The organism is Citreicoccus inhibens (assembly GCF_019039035.1).
Lineage (GTDB): Bacteria > Myxococcota > Myxococcia > Myxococcales > Myxococcaceae > Citreicoccus > Citreicoccus inhibens.
Genome location: NZ_JAHNZT010000019.1, coordinates 74,205 through 92,340, shown reverse-complemented (window position 1 = coordinate 92,340; position 18,136 = coordinate 74,205). Strand labels below are relative to the sequence as shown.

Annotated in this window: 17 protein-coding genes; 8 read left to right on the top strand and 9 right to left on the bottom strand. The window is 69.0% G+C overall.

What is annotated here, in order from left to right; genetic code table 11:
• The first annotated feature begins 32 nt into the window (after positions 1-32).
• Positions 33-383, top strand: coding sequence for a hypothetical protein (locus KRR26_RS21910; RefSeq protein WP_120201092.1), 351 nt, complete (start codon positions 33-35; stop codon positions 381-383).
• Between the two features lie 28 nt (positions 384-411).
• Here KRR26_RS21910 and KRR26_RS21905 read toward each other — a convergent pair whose 3' ends face one another.
• The 6 genes from KRR26_RS21905 to KRR26_RS21880 all read right to left on the bottom strand — a co-directional run bounded on the left by KRR26_RS21905 (position 412) and on the right by KRR26_RS21880 (position 7,937).
• Positions 412-1,725: a di-heme oxidoreductase family protein gene (locus KRR26_RS21905; protein ID WP_328707187.1), complete on the bottom strand. Its 1,314-nt coding sequence runs from the start codon at positions 1,723-1,725 to the stop codon at positions 412-414.
• Between the two features lie 41 nt (positions 1,726-1,766).
• Positions 1,767-2,861, bottom strand: coding sequence for an imelysin family protein (locus KRR26_RS21900; protein WP_120201088.1), 1,095 nt, complete (start codon positions 2,859-2,861; stop codon positions 1,767-1,769).
• A gap of 27 nt (positions 2,862-2,888) precedes the next feature.
• Positions 2,889-4,397, bottom strand: a complete 1,509-nt coding sequence (locus KRR26_RS21895; RefSeq protein ID WP_236068955.1) for a hypothetical protein — start codon at positions 4,395-4,397, stop codon at positions 2,889-2,891.
• Between the two features lie 118 nt (positions 4,398-4,515).
• Entirely contained in the window at positions 4,516-5,397 is an 882-nt protein-coding gene (locus tag KRR26_RS21890) for a DUF3108 domain-containing protein (protein ID WP_217080718.1), read from the bottom strand.
• A 20-nt stretch (positions 5,398-5,417) separates the two neighbouring features.
• Complete coding sequence (locus tag KRR26_RS21885) at positions 5,418-7,103, bottom strand: DUF4091 domain-containing protein (RefSeq protein ID WP_217080717.1); 1,686 nt, start codon at positions 7,101-7,103, stop codon at positions 5,418-5,420.
• A gap of 27 nt (positions 7,104-7,130) precedes the next feature.
• The gene (locus KRR26_RS21880) at positions 7,131-7,937 is read right to left on the bottom strand and encodes a DUF3108 domain-containing protein (RefSeq protein ID WP_217080716.1); all 807 of its coding nucleotides are present in this window, start codon (positions 7,935-7,937) and stop codon (positions 7,131-7,133) included.
• Positions 7,938-8,239: 302 nt separating this feature from the next.
• On the opposite strand from KRR26_RS21880, the gene KRR26_RS21875 reads away from it, so the two are divergent.
• The gene (locus tag KRR26_RS21875; protein WP_120201080.1) at positions 8,240-8,452 is read left to right on the top strand and encodes a hypothetical protein; all 213 of its coding nucleotides are present in this window, start codon (positions 8,240-8,242) and stop codon (positions 8,450-8,452) included.
• A gap of 22 nt (positions 8,453-8,474) precedes the next feature.
• Here KRR26_RS21875 and KRR26_RS21870 read toward each other — a convergent pair whose 3' ends face one another.
• Both KRR26_RS21870 and KRR26_RS21865 read right to left on the bottom strand, forming a co-directional pair.
• Positions 8,475-9,146, bottom strand: a complete 672-nt coding sequence (locus tag KRR26_RS21870; protein WP_217080715.1) for a YggS family pyridoxal phosphate-dependent enzyme — start codon at positions 9,144-9,146, stop codon at positions 8,475-8,477.
• Complete coding sequence (locus KRR26_RS21865; RefSeq protein WP_217080714.1) at positions 9,143-9,745, bottom strand: Maf family protein; 603 nt, start codon at positions 9,743-9,745, stop codon at positions 9,143-9,145. Before KRR26_RS21865 ends, KRR26_RS21870 begins: the two co-directional genes overlap by 4 nt.
• 47 nt (positions 9,746-9,792) lie before the next feature.
• Between KRR26_RS21865 and KRR26_RS21860 the strand changes: the two genes are divergently transcribed.
• Entirely contained in the window at positions 9,793-10,884 is a 1,092-nt protein-coding gene (locus KRR26_RS21860) for a GGDEF domain-containing protein (protein ID WP_120201074.1), read from the top strand.
• Between the two features lie 73 nt (positions 10,885-10,957).
• On the opposite strand, the gene KRR26_RS21855 is transcribed toward KRR26_RS21860, so the two are convergent.
• On the bottom strand, positions 10,958-12,544 hold the full coding sequence (locus KRR26_RS21855) for a peptidylprolyl isomerase (RefSeq protein ID WP_217080713.1): 1,587 nt from the start codon (positions 12,542-12,544) through the stop codon (positions 10,958-10,960).
• A 229-nt stretch (positions 12,545-12,773) separates the two neighbouring features.
• Between KRR26_RS21855 and mreC the strand changes: the two genes are divergently transcribed.
• The 5 genes from mreC to KRR26_RS21830 all read left to right on the top strand — a co-directional run bounded on the left by mreC (position 12,774) and on the right by KRR26_RS21830 (position 18,136).
• Positions 12,774-13,634: a rod shape-determining protein MreC gene (gene mreC, locus KRR26_RS21850; RefSeq protein WP_120201070.1), complete on the top strand. Its 861-nt coding sequence runs from the start codon at positions 12,774-12,776 to the stop codon at positions 13,632-13,634.
• Positions 13,631-14,131 (top strand): hypothetical protein, encoded by a 501-nt coding sequence (locus KRR26_RS21845; protein ID WP_120201068.1) that lies wholly within the window; start codon positions 13,631-13,633, stop codon positions 14,129-14,131. Before mreC ends, KRR26_RS21845 begins: the two co-directional genes overlap by 4 nt.
• Entirely contained in the window at positions 14,128-16,194 is a 2,067-nt protein-coding gene (gene mrdA, locus KRR26_RS21840; RefSeq protein WP_217080712.1) for a penicillin-binding protein 2, read from the top strand. Before KRR26_RS21845 ends, mrdA begins: the two co-directional genes overlap by 4 nt.
• Positions 16,195-16,201: 7 nt before the next feature.
• Positions 16,202-17,329: a rod shape-determining protein RodA gene (gene rodA / locus KRR26_RS21835; protein WP_199723654.1), complete on the top strand. Its 1,128-nt coding sequence runs from the start codon at positions 16,202-16,204 to the stop codon at positions 17,327-17,329.
• A gap of 216 nt (positions 17,330-17,545) precedes the next feature.
• A complete protein-coding gene (locus tag KRR26_RS21830; RefSeq protein ID WP_407931730.1) occupies positions 17,546-18,136 on the top strand; it encodes a PilZ domain-containing protein in 591 nt (196 codons plus the stop codon).

The window sequence follows — 18,136 nt, the reverse complement described above, 5'->3', positions numbered from 1 at the left end:
ACCCGGCGCTACGGGCCTGTAGCGTCCGCGACATGTCCTCTTCCGTCGCAGTCCTCGCTCCCCCCGCGAGTGTGCGCCGTGCCGACCCGGTTCGCGTGGCGCGGGACCGATTGACTCGGGCGCTCCCAGCGCGCGCGGACGCGGCCGTGCTGGTGGACCTCCTGGAGGATGACCTGCGCGAGGGATTGGACGCGCTCGGTGACGTGGAGGCCCACTTCCATGGGCTGCTCGCCACGCTTCAGCGAGGCGCGTTGTCTCCCGTGACGCTGCTGGACGCGGGCGACGATGACCGAGTGCTTCAGCGTCTGGAGTGTCTGCACGAGGCGGTGACGCACCTGCGTCGCCGCCTGTCCCAGGCCGCGTTGATGATGCGGAAGGGGTAGCGCTCGACGGCGCCACCCCCGCCCCGGCTCACAGCGAGCCGAGGAACTTCACCAGCGCCGCGCGGTCCGTCGCGTTGAGGGAGCGGAACCCTTCGCGCGCCTTCTGCGCCTCGCCCCCGTGCCAGAGGATGGCCTCCTCGAACGAGCGCGCGCGCCCATCGTGCAGGAAGGCCGCGTACGGCAGCACCGTCTGCGTCAGGCCCAGGCCCCACAGCGGCGGCGTGCGCCATTCGGTGCCGGTGGCCGCGCCGTCCGGACGACCATCCGCGAGGTCCGGACCCATGTCGTGCAGCAGCAGGTCCGAGTACGGGTGGATGCGCTGGTGGGACAGCTCCGCGACGGGGTGTTCGCCCGTCTCCAGCGTCTCGCGATGGCACTTCTCGCAGCCGAGCGCGCGGAACTTCGCCTCGCCCAGCTTCACCTGCGCATCCTCGAGGCTCGTGCGCGCCGGTACGCCCAGGGACTGCGCATAGAAGACCGCGGCGTTCAACGTGGCCGCGGAGACCTCGAACGTGCCGTCCGCCTCGGGGAAGAGGGGATTGGAAAGCCCCATGTCGTTGAAGTACGCCTCGGCGGACTGCTGCGTCAGGTTGGGGCTGTTGGCCTTCCAGCCGAAGCGCCCGGGGGCCAGCGCCTGCGTGCGCACGTCCCAGACCTGATTCACGCGCCCGGAGATGCCGTCGCCGTCCCGGTCGGACGGGTCCGCCATGGACTCGAGCGTGGCGATGTCCACGGCCTCCAGCAGCCCCAACCCGAAGACGGGCGGCGGCAGGCGAAGCGACATCAGCATGTTCGGCGGAAGCGCCGAGCCGTCCGTGGGCACGATGGTGACCGAGGGCACGCGCATTCCGTAGGTCGTGCCGTCCATGTACTGGCCCTGGCTCTCGGTCCAGGCCAGCGTGACGGTCGCCTCGGGCCGCACGTTGTAGACAGCCTGGTCCTGTATCTGGAAGCCGAACCCCGGCACCGGCACGGCGCCGTTGGGGTGGTTGGGCGTCCCCTCCGGAAGGCTCACGCGCACGAGCAGCTGCGTGCGCTGCGGGCCCTGGCCCATCACCGGCATGCCGCGGCCGTTGCGCAGGTGGCAGCCGTTGCACGAGGTGTTGTTGTACGTGGGACCCAGCCCCGGGTTGACCGGGGCCGGGCCCGGGACGAACAAGGCCGCGAAGGCCGCGTCGCCCTTGCGGTGCAGGTCCTCGTGCTCCGCGGAGAGATTGGGCGCGGGCAGGGCGAATGCCTGCGACGTACGGTTGTCGATGGTGGTCTCGCCTCCCGCACGTGGAGGCGCTTCAGGTGACACAGGCTCATCGCCGCATCCCGCGGCCAAGAGCAGACTTCCCACAATCAAGGCACGTCGCATGGCATTCCCCCGTTGGGCTCGTCTCAGGGCAGGACGATCTTCTTCACGTCCTTCTCGAACGTGTCATGCAGCTTGCGGATGGCGGCCTGCGCGGCCTCGATGCGGGGCGCGGCGGCGGGGTCCTTGATGGACACCGGGAACGGCTCCGGCACCTGGCCCAGGGCCGCGATGGCGTCCGTGATCTCCTGGCGTACGCGCGCATCCAGCGCCGCGTCCTTCTCCTGCACCACGGACGTCAGCGTCGTGCCCGTGGTCGTCTCGTCTGGCAGGTGGCCCAGGTAGACGTTCTGCACGCTGCGGATGTTGTTGCTGAAGTCGCTGAGCGAGTTGAGCGCGAACTGGCTCTCCACCAGGTTCGGATCCTTGGCGTCGTACGGGTCGGCGATCTTCCCGTTGGCCACCTCGTCAAGAATGCCCACGATGCCGGTCAGCATCTCCTGCGCGGCGGACTCCACGGTGGGGTAGGCCGTGTTGGTCTTGTCACCCGCCGTGGCCAGCGTGTTTCGGTACGGGGCGTTGCCGTCCTTGCCCGTCGTCCACGCGCTCGCCAACTGGCTGCTGATGCCCTTCATATTCGCGGTGATGGCCAGCAGGTACTCGAACTGGCGCGCGTTGAAGTCCGTCTCCTTCCGGGTGCGGTTCTCGCCGAAGAGCAGGTACTCCACAGTGTGGAATCCCTTCTGCGCCTCATCGAGGTTGTCCACATACGCGGGGGTGAGCGCGTTGTTGTTCGCGAGCACCGCGTCCAGGTCCGTGCGGTTGACCGGCCAGCTGTCCAGCGCGGGGTCGAACTGGTAGCTGGTCACCGGGCCGAACAGGAACGACTCGCTCTGCTCCCACGGCAGGCGCGCGGCGACCCACGCGTCCTGCGCGGCCTTCAGCTTCGCCGCGGACGGATCCGCCTTCAGCGCCGCCACCGCGGCATCCAACTCCGTGATGCGCGTGGCGAGCTTGTTGTACGTGGGCACCACCACGGCGTCAGCGAAGTTCACCACCAACGCCTGGTCCAGGCTGTCGGTCGTCGAGGGCGGGGACGTCTTGTCGTCGCCGCAGGCGCTCAGCGAGAGGGCGCCGCCGAGCAGGAGGGAGAGCTTCAGGGAACGGGAGGTCCGGAACATGGAGGGTTTCCTTGTTGCAACCAGGTATCAGTAGACGAAGCCAGTGGAGAGCCGGAGCGTGTTCTCCGGGCGGAAGTCGGACGAGCCCATGCGGCGATGGGCGAAATCGAGCTTGGCGAACGCGATGCCCGCCAGCGTGTAGCCGGCGCCCACCGTGTACGTGGTGCGCTCGAAGCGGGGGTTGTCGAACAGCTCGGCGCGCGGGTTGAACTGCGTGTCGGAGTAGTCCACGCGCACGAAGGGCTCCAGCCGGTGGTCCTCACCCAGGCCCAGGAGCGGCGCGACGTCGTAGCCCAGCTCACCCCAGGCGGCGAGCGCGTTGTCCGACACCGGCGTGCGCAGCACGTTGAGCAGGTTGGACAGGCGCGAGTTGCGCGCGGACACCGCGCTCGCGTTGCTCAGGTGGCCCCAGAGCATCAGCGCATGGGCGCGGAACGGACCACGCTTGAGCGACAGGTGCGCGTCCAGGATGAGCACCGAGGCGGACACGTAGCCGCACGGCGCGATCACGTTGGGATTGGCGTCATCACACTGCTGCACCAGGTCCGGCTTGGGGCGGTTGCGTGACGTGCCGCCGTAGTACGCCGACGCGCCGAAGGTGATGCCCTCGAAGCGCGTCACGTCCGCGCGCGCCACCGCCGCCAGGTCCGTCGCCTTCACCAACTCGAAGCGCGTCTGGTGTCCGCGGGCTACCCAGCTCTGCGAGCTGAAGCCCGTGGAGTCGAGCCCGTTGACCACCTGCCCGATGAGCCGCAGGCCCCACGGCACCTCCAGCTTGGCCTGCAGGCCCATCTCGTCCCACGTGTTGGGGATGACGCGCGTCTCGGCCTCCGAGCGCACCGTGCCCAGGTAGTCCGTGGGGCGGTAGTCGTCGAACAGCGTGCCCACCGCCACGTAGAAGCGCCCGGCCGAGAGCTCCAGGTGCTGACCCAGCTTCTTCGTGAGGTACAGCTCCTCGAGCAGCACCTCGCCGCCGCGGCCAATCTCCTGCTCGAACTCGCCGAACTCCTCGTACTCCAGCTCCATCGCGGTGCCGGTGCCGGCGTGCTCGAACTCGACCTCCATCTCGGCTTCCAGGCCGTACTCCGGCAGCGCCGCTTCCATCTCCAGCACGAGCCGGGTCGTGTCGAACTGCAGCCGCGAGTCCTTCTGCGAGCCGCCCGCGCGGTTCTGGTTCTCGCCGTAGTTGAAGTAGCCGAATTGCAGCTCGCCGTAGCCACCGAACTCGAGGTCCAGGCGAGGACGGTGCTTCTCTTCCTCGGCCTTGCCCTCTTCCTTCTTCGTGGGGCCATGCGCCTCGGCGGGGCGCCCGTGCTCCTCACGCTCCTCGCGCTCCTCCTTCTTCGCCTCCTGGCGGGTGACGTGCTCCTCCTCCGCGTGGGCCACCGGCGCGTCGGAGGGGCCCGCCTCGCTCGAACCGGCGCGAGGCTCGTCCTCGATGCGGCCACGGGCCGCTCGGGCGGTGACAGGGGTCAACAGGAGGGGTGCGAACAGCAGGGGCACCAGCAGCAGCGGCGTCGAGGTGGTGGAGCGCATTGGAGCGGCGCGCACCCTAGACGCGGGATTTTGATTTTGCAAACCACTTTCAATTGAAGGTGCAATGAAACGCCAGCGCCGGGTTGGGGCGCTGGCGCTCCGGGGCGCTAACCCCGCGTCACCACTTGAGGTCTTCGGTACCCTGGGCCTCGATGCGCTTCTCTCCGGGACGGGAGACGGCGGTCAGGGTGGCCCGCACCGCGCCCAGGTCGATGGTGCCGACGGCGGCGAGCGGGAGGCGGCGGGCGTCGTCGGAAATCCACACGTGCACCTCGCGGCGCTGGCTGGGGCGATCCACGCGCACGGCGGTTCCGGACATGTGCCAGGCCTCGAACTCGCCCAGGGGCAGCGACACGTGCTCTCGTTGAATCACGGTGCCCGTCATGCGCCACATGCGGCGCACGCCGTACACGTCGAAGCAGACCTGGAGGTCCTTCTTCAGGGGGAGCTGGCGCAGCAGGTACACGGAGCCGGCCACGTCGAGGCCGTCCTTGTCGAAGTTGTAGTTGGCGACGCCGCGAGGCCGGTCCCCAATCTGGTAGTCCACCTTGACGGAGCGGTCCTTGGCGCCGAAGGCCACCTCCACCTTGCGGTGCGTCTCGTTCTCGGTGGCGTCCTCGGTGTAGCGGGACGGGCGCAGCGTGCGCGGGTGCAGGTAGCTCACCGCGGTGCCATGCACGCGCCGCACCTTGGAGAAGAGGGTGTTCGTCTGGGCTTCCACCTGCACGGGCAGGGCGCCGTTGGCGGGGCGCTGCACGCGCATGGTCATCTTCCCGGCCTTGGCGCCCATGGCGTCCAGGTCGAACTCGAGCAGCTCGCCGGGCATGAACGCCAACGGCATGCGCAGCGCGGGCAGGCCTTGCGCGCAGGGCTCCACGGTCACCGGCGCCTCGGGCCTGGTCGGCTCGGGCGTGGTGTCATGGCCGTCCGGAAGCTGGGCCCAGGCGGCGGTGGTGGACAGCGTGAGCCAGACCACGAGGAGGGTGCGCATCGAATCCATCCTTCTTTCTTCCGAAGGGACTACGGGGGGCTCCCGGGGATTGGACCGCCCGGGCGCTGTTTCTGTTCAGAGGCTTCCCACCGCTGGCGCAGCCGCGCCGTGACGTCCTGGCGCACCTGCTCCCATTCTCGCGCGTCGCGAGAGATGTCATAGCCCGAGCGAGCCAGTCGGCGCGCGGCGGCCTGGGCGAAGGACGCGTCCCCCAGGCGGGCCAGCAGGCGCAGGTACTCGTAGTCTTCCAGGCCGTCGCGCAGGTGCTTGAGTCGCAGGGACACCACCGGCTGGTGTCGCGAGCCTCCCACCCTGCCCGGCGTCCCAGGGTAGAAGAGCGTCCCGTCGCCGTTCCCGCCGAACTCGAAGACGCTCGACCACACGTCCCTCTGGGTGTTGTAGGCGAACACGGTGTCGAAATAGAGCTCACCGTCCACGCCGGACTCGAAGGCCAGCACGCCCATGGCGCGGTTGAGGGGGGCGGGGTGGTCCACCATGTAGGAAGCCCAGCCTCCATACGCGGCATCCGCCTCCGCGTCCGGCAGGGGGCCGCCATTGCAACCGTGTGAGTTGCAGCTCTGGTACCACCACACCTTCGTCCCGGACGGCAGCCGCGCGCGCAGGGCGCTCACCCCCAGCACCGTGGGGCACGTCTGCGGCCCGGGCCGCGGATAGAAGCAGTTGAGCGTGGGTGCCAGGATGTCCGCCGTTCCCTTCAAGGCATCATCCAACGGACTGGTGACAAGCACGGGGATGTGCCCGGCCTCGCGCACCCGCTTGGACTGCGCGCGCACGAGCGGCACGTCCGCGGGCTTGGGCTCGTCCTTGGCGTAGAAGAAGAGTTGCGCGGCCCAGCCCTTCTGTTGGAAGTGCTCGGCGAAGGCGCGGTAGTACGCGACCTTCTCTGTGTCGGTGCTCGCCTTCGTGTTGTCGCGCACGTCGGTGGTGGTGAAGCGCGCGCCCGAGGGCAACGCCGTGCCCTCGAGGAAGGGCGCCATCTCCGCGTCGTACGCGCGCCAGTCCACCACCGCGCGGCCCTTCTCGAAGTGGACGGGGGGCGGATCCATGCCCATGCCGTGCGCGCTCACGCGGTGCGCCAGCAGCGCCTGGCCGTACTCGCGCAACAGCGCATGCGCCTCAGCTGATTCCGGGGCGAGCCCATGTGCCCGCGAGATGCTGTACAGCGAGATGCCGAAGCTGTTCGGCAGGGACGACGTGGCGGGGAGCGCGAATGGCTGGACCTCCACCGTGAAGGGCACGCGGAGCAGGTCCTGGCCGTCCGCGCTCAGCGCGAGCTTGCCCCGATATGTGCCGGGCGCCTGCTTCTCGGGCGCGCAGACCTCCACGTAGAGGACCGCGGGGAGAGACGCGTTGGCGGGGGCCTGCAGCGGCAGCAGCGGATCCGGCCAGGGCCCCGCGCGGCCCTGCCCGTTCGACGGCGTCTTCACGTCGATGAAGCCCTCGCGCCAGAGCGACGCGGTGAGTGCCTTGCCGGGCCCGCGCAGTGACAGCGGGCGGGCGCGCACATGCTCCACCATCCCGGAGAGGACGACCTGCGTCGCCTCGCATTCGCCGCGCGCCACGCTGAGCCGGGCCTCGCGCTCCCCTCGGACGGGCGCACCGGGCCGGACCTTGATGAGGGGAGACACGACTTGTGGCGCGGCCGGAGCGGCAGCCAGTGTCACCAGGATTGCCCACGCCCATCCCACGCCCATTCCCCCCTTCGCCCCCAAGTCTCGCCGTTAGCCGCCTGGGGACTCCGCGCGGGCCACCGTCACCACGCGGCCCGGTTTGTAGTCGGTGAGCTCCGCCACCACCGTGCCCAGCGAGAACTCCGCTTCGATTCGCACCGGGACATGGCTCGCGTCCGAGGCGAGGTACGCCACCAGGTCGCGCTTCGTGTCCAGCTTGCCGCCGAACTCGGTGTGCACGCGCACGCGGAAGGCCTCGCGCAGCCCCATGCCGGTGGAGACGACCTCGCGTGCCTCCACCACCGCGTGCATGGAGAACTGCCTGCTGCCGGTGAACACGGAGTAGACATACTCGCGCCCCACCGTGAGCGCTTGATTGCGCAGCGCGAACGTGGCGCCCGTCATGTCCAGGGTGTTGGGTGGCAGCTCATGAGTGGACTCGCGCGGGGCTTCGCTGTCCTTCTGTTTGATGACGAGCGCGCTGGCTCCGTCCGCGGTCATCTTGATGCGCTGCCGGCGACGCTTGCCATTCTCGTCCGAGTGCAGGTCGCTGCCCGCCACGCGCTGGCCCGCCGCGTCCCAGTACGACACGAAGCGGCTCTTGATAGGCCACACGCCGATGACGTCATCGGACTTCGCCACGGACACGATGGGCCAGACGTTCTGCTCCCATTGCGTCATGGGCGCGCCCACCGTCACCTGCGCGGTGCCCGCCGTGATGCCGAGGTACCTCACGCGATACTGGGCCTGTTCGCCGGGGCCGAACGCGGACGGCGCGGTGCCCTCGGCGAGGCAGACCCCGGCCCACAGCAAACCCGTCAACGCGGCTCCGAGCCCCCACTTGGACTGCCTGCGCATCGAGTGAACTCCCTCGCAAGGAAACTAGGTAGCCGGCCCTGGCTCCGCCAACCCCGCCCCCGAACCCTTCGCCGCGCCGGACATTTCCTGGACGGGCCCGGCCTTGCGCCATTCAACGCCCGCCCGGTCGTCCCCCGGTCGCGCGGCATGGACTCCCCACCGGGGCCGCACTCTGGCATGTCCAGGTGACAAATCCCCGACGCCGCGCGTCGTCCTGCGCGGGAGGTGGTTTCGCGGGTAGGGACTGGCGGGGCGGGCTGCTAGCCTCGCGCTCCACGCCCACACGCCCAGGAGTCGCGCGCATGGCCAGTGATTTCGATTTCGACGACGACGCCCAGCAGGAGTCCGCCGGCTCCGGCAAGGCGCGCAAGGACTACGATTGTCCGTCTTGCAACGCCAACAACCCGCTGGACGAGCCGCTCGTCAACGGAGACGAGGTCCGCTGCAACTACTGCGGCTGCGAGTTCAAGGCGGTCGTCAACGCCGAGGGCCGGATGAAGTTCAAGGAAGTGTGACGCGGCCCGCGGCGGCGGGCGCTCAGGTCCGCTCGCCGAAGATGGCCGTGCCCACGCGGACGAGCGTGGCGCCTTCTTCGATGGCGTGCTCGAAGTCGTGCGTCGTCCCCATGGACAGCCCGGGCAGCCCGTGCTGTCGGGCCAGCTCCCTCAGCGCGCGGAAGCCCTCGCGCACGCGGGCGTCGTCCGCGGAAGGGGGCGGCAGCGCCATCAGCCCCACGAGTTGGAGCGCCGTCAGCGCCTTCGCCGCGTCCAGGAACGCGCCCAGCTCGGAGGGCGTCAGGCCGCTCTTGGTCGCCTCGCCCCCCACGTTCACCTCGACGTAACAGGGCAGGGGCGGTGCGTCCTGGCGGCGCTTGGCCAATTCCCGCGCGACCTCCAGGCGGTCCAGCGCGTGGAAGGCGCTCGCGACGCGGGCGACGTACTTCACCTTGTTGGTCTGCAGGGCGCCAATGGCGTGCCACCGCAAGTCCTTCAGGTCGGCCAGCTCCACCGCCTTGTCGCGCAGCTCCTGGGCATAGTTCTCGCCGAAGTCGCGCTGCCCGGCGGCGTACGCCTCGCGGATGAGGGCCGCGGGCTTGAGCTTGGAGACGGCCACCAGCGTGACGGACTCCACGGGACGCCCCGCGCGCGCACAGGCGGCGGCGATGCGCTCGCGCACCTGGGCCAGGTTCTCCGCCACGCCCGTGCTCATGACAGGTCCTTCCAGGGCAGCGGCACTCCCGCGCGTTCCAGCAGCGCGAGCGTCTCGCAGAGTGGCAGGCCGATGACGTTCGTGGGGCTGCCCTCCACGCTGGCCACCATGAACGCGCCCTTGCCTTGCAGGGCATAGCCGCCGGCCTTGTCGAGCGACTCGCCCGTCGAGGCGTACCAGGCGATCTCCGCGGCGCTGAGTGACCGGAACGTGACGCGGGTTCGCACGATGAAGGATTCCTCGTACCGGCCCGCCAGGGCGACGCCGGTGTGGACCTCGTGGGTCCGACCGGACAGTCGGCCCACCATCGCGCGGGTCTCGGCGGCATCCTGGGGCTTGCCGAGCAGCTCCAACCCGAGCACCACGGTGGTGTCCGCCGCCAGCACCCAGGCCCCGGGATGACGAGAAGCCACGGTCCGGGCTTTCTCTCGGGCCAACCTCGTCACATAGTCCACCGCGGGCTCGCCCGGATGGGGCGTCTCGTCGATGTCGGCCGCGGACACGATGAATGGGAGTCCGAGTTGAGACAGCAAATCTTTGCGTCGAGGCGAAGACGAGGCCAGGACGAGCTGCGGGGTTTGATCCGCGTGCGTGTGCATGTTAGGGCTCGCGGCCTTAGCAGACTTGCTCGCCGGAGTGGACCCCGATGAACCCCGCGGACCTCCTGACGGCCATGAAGCGGACGGTCGAGCAACTGGCCGCCTTCAACGAGATGGCGAAGGCGTTGACTTCCACGCTGGAGCTCCGGGAAGTCCTGGCGCTCGTCATGCAGAAGGTGAGCAGCCTGCTGCTCCCGCGGAACTGGTCGCTCATCCTCCAGGACGATCGGACCGGGAAGCTCTACTTCGAGATCGCCGTGGGGGAGGGCGCCGAGGTCCTCAAGGGCCTGCAGCTCAACCCCAGCGAGGGCATCGCGGGCGCGGTGTTCAGCTCCGGGGTGGCGCGGCTGGTCCATGACGTGGGGGGCGACCCCAGCTTCTCTCCGCGCTTCGATGAGGCCTCCGCCTTCCACACCCGCTCCATCCTCGCCGTGCCGCTGCTGGCTCGCGGGCGCGTGCTGGGGCTCATCGAGCTGGTGAATGGCCCCACGGATCCGCCGTTCTCCAACGACGACCTCACCATCCTCACCGCCATCGCGGACTACGCGGCCATCGCCATCGAGAACGCGCGCAACTTCCGGCGGGTGCAGGAACTCACCATCACGGATGAGCACACCGGCTGCTTCAACGCGCGGCACCTGCGCGCGCAGCTCGAGCTGGAGGTGAAGCGCTCGGTCCGCTTCCACCGTCCGTTGTCGCTCGTGTTCCTGGACCTGGACCACTTCAAGTCCATCAACGATCACCACGGCCACCTGATGGGCAGCGCCACGCTGAAGGAAGTGGGCGACCTGCTCATGGGCCTGGGGCGCAACAACCTGGACGCGGTGTTCCGCTACGGGGGCGACGAGTTCGCGGTGATGCTGGTGGAGACGGGCGCGGACGGCGCTCAAATCATCGCCCGGCGCATCTGCGAGGCGTTCCGCGAGAAGACCTTCCTGCAAGCCCAGGGGCTGGACGTGCGCCTCACCGCGAGCGTCGGGGTGGCGTCCTTTCCGGACCACGCCCACGCCTCGCTGGACCTCATCCGCGCGGCGGACTTCGCCATGTACGCGGCCAAGGCGCGCGGCCGGGATGGCGTCGCGGTGGCGGACCGGCCCGTGGGAGACAGCGAGCCGCCGGACTTCTCCTCGGCGCGCTGAGCGGCTGGGCCCCAAATGAAAAGGGCGGCGGGGTTGCCCCGGCCGCCCTCTCACGCTTCCTCCTGGCGGAGGACTACCCCGCGGACGCGGGGCCGAGGAGCGAGTCGATCGCCTCGGTGTTGGTGACGACGGTGCCGCTCTTGCGCAGCGACTTGAGGAACGACTCCGTCAGCTCGATCTGCTTGGCCTGATGGGCCTGGCTGCGCAGCTCGTCCTTGCGCTTCTCGAAGCCCGCGGCGTCCGGCTTCTGGCGGTCCACCACCTGCGCCACCACGAAGCCCTCACCCACGGGGAAGACCTCGTTGAGCGGCTGCGCGGTATTGGCGGCGAAGGCCGCCTTCACCAGCGCCGGCGCGGGGCCCAGGTGCGGCACTGACTCACCCGCGGACGTGAAGCTGTCCGTCTCCACGGCCTCGGGCTTGGTCTCCGTCTCGAAGCGGAGCAGGGCCGGCTGCTGGCCCTCGGCCACGGGGAACTGCTCCTTCAGCGACTTGCCACCCTTGAGGGAGGCCAGCGCCTTGTCGGCGTCCGCCTTGGCCAGCTCCTTGGCCTTGTCCTGCTTGTAGAGCGTGGTGGCGATCTCGCCCTTCACGTCCTCCAGCTTCTTGTCCTGCGCGGCCTGCTTCTCATCCACCTTCACCAGGTGCACGCCGAACTTCGTCTCCACCGGCTGAGAGACCTCGCCCGCCTTCAGCGCGAAGGCCGCGTCCGCCAGCGTCGGCTCCCAGCTGCCGCGCTCGATCCAGCCCAGGTCTCCACCCTTGTCCTTGCTGCCCGGATCCTCGCTGCTCGCCTTGGCCACCGCGGCGAAGTCCTTGCCGCCGGCGATCTCCTTGCGCAGCGCCTCGGCGCGCGCCTTGGCCTGGGCCTTCTGCTCCGCCGTGGCGTCCGGCGCCAGCTTCACCAGGATCTGCCGCGCGCGGATGCGCTCCGGCTGCTGGTACACGAACTTGTTCGCGTCGTAGTAGTCCTTGATCTCCTTCTCGTGCGCCTTCGAGAAGTCCGCGAGCTGCTGCGCCGTGGGCGCCGCGACCTTGTCGGCGTACATGGTGGGCAGGAAGCGCGCGAAGGCCAGCTTCGCCTGGTTGCCGTCCTTCTCGTAGCGCGCGTGGACCTCGTCGTCGGACACCACGGCGCCCGTGCGGACCACGTCCAGCATCTTCTGCGCGGAGAGCGACCGGCGCAGCTCCGCCTCGTACTCGGTCGGCGTCTTCCGGTAGAAGTCGCGCAGGACCTGCTGATAGCGGTCGAAGTCGAAGTTGCCGTCCTTGTCGTGGAAGTCGGCGTTCTGGTGGATGAGCGTGCGCAGCTCCTCATCCGACGGCGCGATGCCGTGCTGCTCGGCGGCCTGGGCCAGCAGCTCGGCGTTGACCAACCGCTCGAGCACCTGCTGGTCCAGATGGAAGTTGCGGGCAAGCTGCTCCGTGATGGGGCTGCCCTGCGAACGCAGGAAGTTCATCTGGCGGGCCCACGCCATGCTGAAGTCACGCAAGGGGATTTCCTTGCCATTGACCACGGCTGCTGCGCTAGGAGCCGCCCGCGCCGCGCCACCGCCGCGACCGAACCCGGAGCTACCCGGGCCGAACTGCAGCGTGAACACCACGGCGATGCCGATGATGAACAGCAGGGAAATGACCTTCCGGGGGTTCAGACCGTCCATTGTCGTCACTTCACTTCGCGCTGGACGCGCCCGAAAAGCTTCCCTCTGCGGAAGGTCTCGCGGCGCGGTGTTGTTGGTAGCCCGGCCGGTGAGGGATGGACCTGAACCCTCCCCCCACGTAGGGCCTTGACTGCCTAGGACAACAGACCAGAAAATGCAAGCGATTTAGAGAGTTTAGCCAGCCCCCTCTCCCTCCCGCCGTCCCCTCCCACTTCCGGGAACTCCACCCGTGCTGTCCTTGCTCAAGCGGTACCGCCGCCCCCTGCTCGTGGGGATTCTGCTGCTCTACCCGCTCGCCGCCTTCCTGGTGAGCGGGCGGCGCGGCAGGGACCCGAATTTCATCGACCGAGGGGTCATCGCCCTGACGGCCCCCGTGCAGCAGGGGCTCACCGCGACCATCGACGGCGCCGTGGCCGCCGTGCGCAACTACCTGGACCTCCGAGGTGTGCGTCAGGAGAACGACGCGCTGCATCTGGAGAACCTCCAACTGCGCTCGACGGTGCAGGTGTTGGGAGAGACCCGGGCGGAGAACGGGCGGCTGCGCAAGCTGCTGGCCTACGCGGAGGCCGTGCCGGGGCCCGAGGTGCCTGCTCGGGTGGTGGGCGTCAACCCGGTGGCCAAGCTGCTGTCGGTGCGCATCAGCAGTGGCGAGCAGGACGGCGTGTTTCGTGGCATGTCCGTGGTGACACCGGATGGAATTGTCGGGCAGGTCATCCGGGCAACGGGAGGCTACGCGGACGTGGCGCTGGTGACGGACCCTCAGAGTCGGGTGGCGGTGCGCGTGCAGCGCTCGCGGGCGCGCGGGACGGCGGCGGGGGCCGGCAACGGGCCGCTGACGCTGGAGAACATGCTGCGCACCGAGGACGTGGAGGACGGCGACCTCATCATCACCTCCGGCACGGACGGCATCTATCCGCCGGGCCTCGTGGTGGGGCGAGTCACCCACCTGGAGAAGAAGGAGCACGGCATGTTCCAGCGGGCGGACATCCTCCCCGCGGTGGATACGAGCCGGCTCGAGGAAGTGCTGGTGGTGGGCAGCCCCTACAGCGCGATGGCGCCCGGGGCCACGGCGGAGGGCTCGCAGAAATGAAGTTCCTGGTGACCGTGGGCATCGCGCTGGCGCTGCTCACGCTGGAGTCGGTGCTCGTGCAGCAGGCGGGCCTCGTGCTGGGTCGGGTGGATGTCACGGTGGTGCTCGTGGCCTTCCTCGCGCTGCGGGCCAGTCTGGTGGAGGGAGCGCTCTCCGCCTTCGCGGTGGGCTACTTGTTGGACCTGATGAGCGGGCAGCCCACGGGCCTGTTCACCTTCCTGGCGGTGCTCACGTTCCTGGCGGGTCGGCTCGTGTCCACGTTCGTGGACGTGCGCGGCGCGGTGTCCTTCGCGCTGTTCGCCATGGGCGCGGACCTGGGGCACGGCCTCTTGTCCGCCTTCTTCACGTGGCTGACGCTCAAGGACGGCATCACCGCGCCGCTCTTGTCGGGCATGCCACTGCAGGTGGCGCTCACGGGTCTGGCCGCGCTGGGCCTGTATCCGCTCTTCAAGCGCTTCGAGACCGCGCAGGACCGTCAGCCGGGGTTGCTGCGGTGACGCCTCCGACGCTGGGCAACACCACGCCGGGCCGCGACCTCAAGCGGCGCTTCCTCTGGCTGGGCCTGGCGATGTCGCTGGGGTTGTGCGCGCTGGCCATCCAGCTCTACCGGCTCCAGCTCATCCGCTATGACGAATACGCGGCCAAGAGCGTGGCCAACTTCGTCAAGGAAGTGCGGCTGCGCGCGGACCGCGGCGTCATCAAGGATGCGCGCGGCACCATCCTGGTGGACAGCCGCCCCTCGTTCGACGCCTTCGTCACGCCGGCCTTCTGCACGGACTGCTTCGAGCAGGTCGTCCCGCGGTTGGCGGAGCTGCTTCAGTGGGACGGGGAGCAGCGCAAGAAGGTGGAGGACCTCTTGCGCGCGGGCCGGCGCAACGCGCCGTTTCAGCCGGTGCCGGTGCGCATCGACCTGACGCGCGACGAGTACGATCGGCTGGCCGCGCGCCGCGACATCCTGGACGGCGTGGAAGTGGTGCCCGTCCCGCACCGCAACTACCGCTCCGGCAACGTGCTCTCGCACGTGCTGGGGTACATGAACGAAATCACCCAGGAGGAGTTGGATCGGCTCAACGCCGACGGTGCTCGCTACGCCTTGGGTGACTACATCGGGCGGCGCGGCCTGGAGCGCTACTTCGAGTCCAAGCTGCGAGGCGAGGACGGCGTGCGCAAGGAAGTGGTGAACGCGCGCGGGCAGACCATCGAGGAGCTCAACGTCAAGCTGGGCGAGAACGCGGTGGTGCCCCCCACGGCGGGCAGCAACCTGGTGCTGTCCATCGACATGCGCTTGCAGGAGGAGGCCGAGCGCGCCTTCCCGGGCGTGTCTGGCGCGGTGGTGGCCATCGACGTCAACACGGGCTTCATCAAGGCGCTGGTGTCGCGCCCCGGGTTTGATCCGAACCTGCTCACCGGCCGCGTGACGCCGCAGCAGATGGCGCTGCTGGCGCGGGATCCGCTCCATCCGATGATCAACCGCGTGGCGGCGGAGCACTACAGCCCGGGCTCGACGTTCAAGATCGTCACGCAGCTGGCCGCGTACAAGTCGGGGCTCTTTCGTCCCGAGACGGTGGTGAACTGCCCCGGTGGCTATCGGCTGGGCGCGCGCCTGTGGCGGTGCCACAAGGACAGCGGCCACGGCCCGCTGGATGGCAAGAACGCCATGAAGGCGTCGTGCGATACCTGGTTCTACAAGGTGGCGGACACCATCGGCCTGGACCCCATCTCGGAGATGGGCAAGTCGCTGGGCCTGGGCAGCCCCACCGGCATCGGCGTGGTGGCCGAGGTGCCGGGCATCATGCCGTCCACCGCGTACCACGAGAAGGCCTCGCCCGGCGGCTACACGAAGGGCATGGCCCTCAACAGCGCCATCGGGCAGGGCGATGACAACGTCACGCCGCTCCAGCTCGCGCTGGTGTATGCGGCGCTGGCCAACGGCGGCACGTTGTACAAGCCGCAGCTCGTGCAGCGGCTGGAGAACCTGGACGGACAGGTGACCGAGGAGTTCAAGCCCGAGGTGGTGCGCACGACGGACATCAACCCCGCGCACCGCAAGGCCGTCATCGAGGGGTTGATCGCGACGGCGCAGGAGCCGGGCGGCACGGCGTACCGCGCGCGCCTGGCGGGCATCCGCGACAAGGACCTGCTCGTGGCGGCGAAGACGGGCACCGCGCAGGTGTCGCGCATTGGCGCCGTGCGCTTGAAGACGTTCCAGATGAGCTACTTCGAGCGCGACCACGCGTGGTTCGCGGGCTTCGCGCCCGCCAACAAGCCCGAGCTGGCGGTGGTGGTGCTCAACGAGCACGGTGGACACGGTGGCGCTGACGCGGCGCCCACCGCCATGGCCATCTTCCAGAAGTTCTTCGACCTGAAGGCCGATGACGCCACGGCACCGCCGCCGCGTCCCAACCAGCCCTACACGCCCACGCTGCCGCCGGCGCCCAGCCTGGACGAGGCCGCCCTCACGCGCGGCGCGGCGGCGCCCCCCATCGAGCCGCTCGCGCCCGGCGAGCCCGCGAACCCGCCCGACGAGTCCGAGGAGGAACCCAGTGCAACTGCGGATTGAGCGGCGCATGGTGCCCCACGTCCCGTGGGGACTCATTGTCTGCGTGCTCGGGGTGTGCGCGCTGGGTATCTGGAACCTGGCGTCGGCCTCGCGCCCGCCGCTCGCGCCGGTGTGGTCCAGCCAGCTGCTCTATCTGGGGCTGGGGATCGCCGCGGTGCTGGTGGTGTGCCTGGTGGACTACCGGTGGATCCAGACCATGGCCTTGCCCATCTATGGGCTCAACATCCTGGCGCTCCTGGCGCTCAAGGTGATTGGCCATACAGCCAAGGGCGCGGAGAGCTGGTTCGTCATTGGCCCGTTCCGCTTGCAGCCCGCCGAGTTCATGAAGATTGGCGTCGTGCTGATGCTGGCCAAGGTCTATCACGACGACTTCCGCCCCAACGAACCGTCCTATGGGTTGGTCCGTCTGTGGAAGCCCGTGGTCGTCGTGATGGTGCCGTTCCTGCTGGTGTTGGTGCAGCCGGATCTGGGCACCGCGCTGATGATCTTCCTCTCGTCCCTGACGGTCATCCTGTTCGGCAAGGTGCGCTGGTACCTATCCGCGGTCCTGGTGGGCGGACTGCTCGTGGGCGCGCTCATCATCTGGAATGACTATGTGCGCGAGATGCCCGAGCCGCGCACCACCATCGTCCGGCACTACCTGAAGAAGCACCAGAGCCAGCGCATCTCGGGGTGGTTGGACCCTGAGGCGGACCTGCGCGGCAGCGGCTATCACGCGGCGCAATCGAAGATCGCCGTGGGCAGTGGTGGCCTCACCGGCAAGGGCTGGCGCGAGGGAACCCAGACGGGGCTGCGCTTCCTGCCCGAGCAGCACACGGACTTCATCTTCTCCGTCTGGGCCGAGGAGCATGGCTTCGTGATGTGCCTGCTGCTGCTCGTGTTCTACGGGGGCCTGTTCATCCTGGGCCTGGGCGTGGGCTTCAACGCGCGGGATCGCTTTGGCGCCTTCGTGGCGGTGGGCGTGGTGGCCACCATCTTCTGGCAGGTGTTCGAGAACATCGGAATGGTCATCGGGTTGTTGCCCGTGACAGGAATCACGCTGCCGCTGATGAGCTACGGCGGTTCCTCCATGCTGTCGGTGATGATCAGCATCGGCTTGTTGGTGAATGTGAGCATGCGCCGCCACATGTTCTGACGGGGGCGCGGCCGGCCGGAGGTCCCGGACCGGTGAGGGTTGGGAAGGATGCTGGCCGAGACGGGTGGCGACGTATCGCCCCCGGGCCAGCGGAGAATGACGATGCAGAAAAAGGGAACCCAGAAGGGTCAGGTCGGGGCGCGGGTGGTGACACGGGATGGGGCAGCGACGGAGGCGAGCAGCACCCCCGCGCGCCCTCCAATGACCATTCCGCCGATGCGTCCTCCGGTCGAGGCCGCGAGGCCCGCCGCGCCGCCGGTGAAGGTGTCGACGCCCGCGCCACAGCGGCCGAACTTCTCACCCATCATCGAGGCCAATGATGGCGAGCCAGAGCACCGGCACTTTCCGCGGGCCCAGCTCGCCACTCGGTTTGATTTGTGGATGGAGGACGAGGAGGGGGGACGCCGCTTCTCCGCCAGCCTCACGTCCATCAACGTGAGCGTCAGCGGCGCCTTCCTGGAGAGCACCTTCTTCTTGCCGCTGGGCACCGTCATGGGCAGCCGCTTCGCGCTCGAGGACGGCGCACCTCCCGTGGAGGCGCGCGCGGAAATCGTTCGCGAGGAGCGAGGCACCGGACATGACGGGCGCAGCGGCTTTGCCCTGCGCTTCTTGGACTTTTCAGGACAGACGGAGGTGGCACTCGCCAGGCTCTTCCTGGGTATGCGCTTGCGTGCCTTCGCCGAGGACTACCTCAAATCTCAACGGGCTCGTTCACTTCCCAACGAATTGGAGCGCGTGGTGGATGTGTTGGCCGCCTGGGAATTGATGAAGGCGACCTCCCCCGGAGACCCCTGGCGGGGCGAGTGA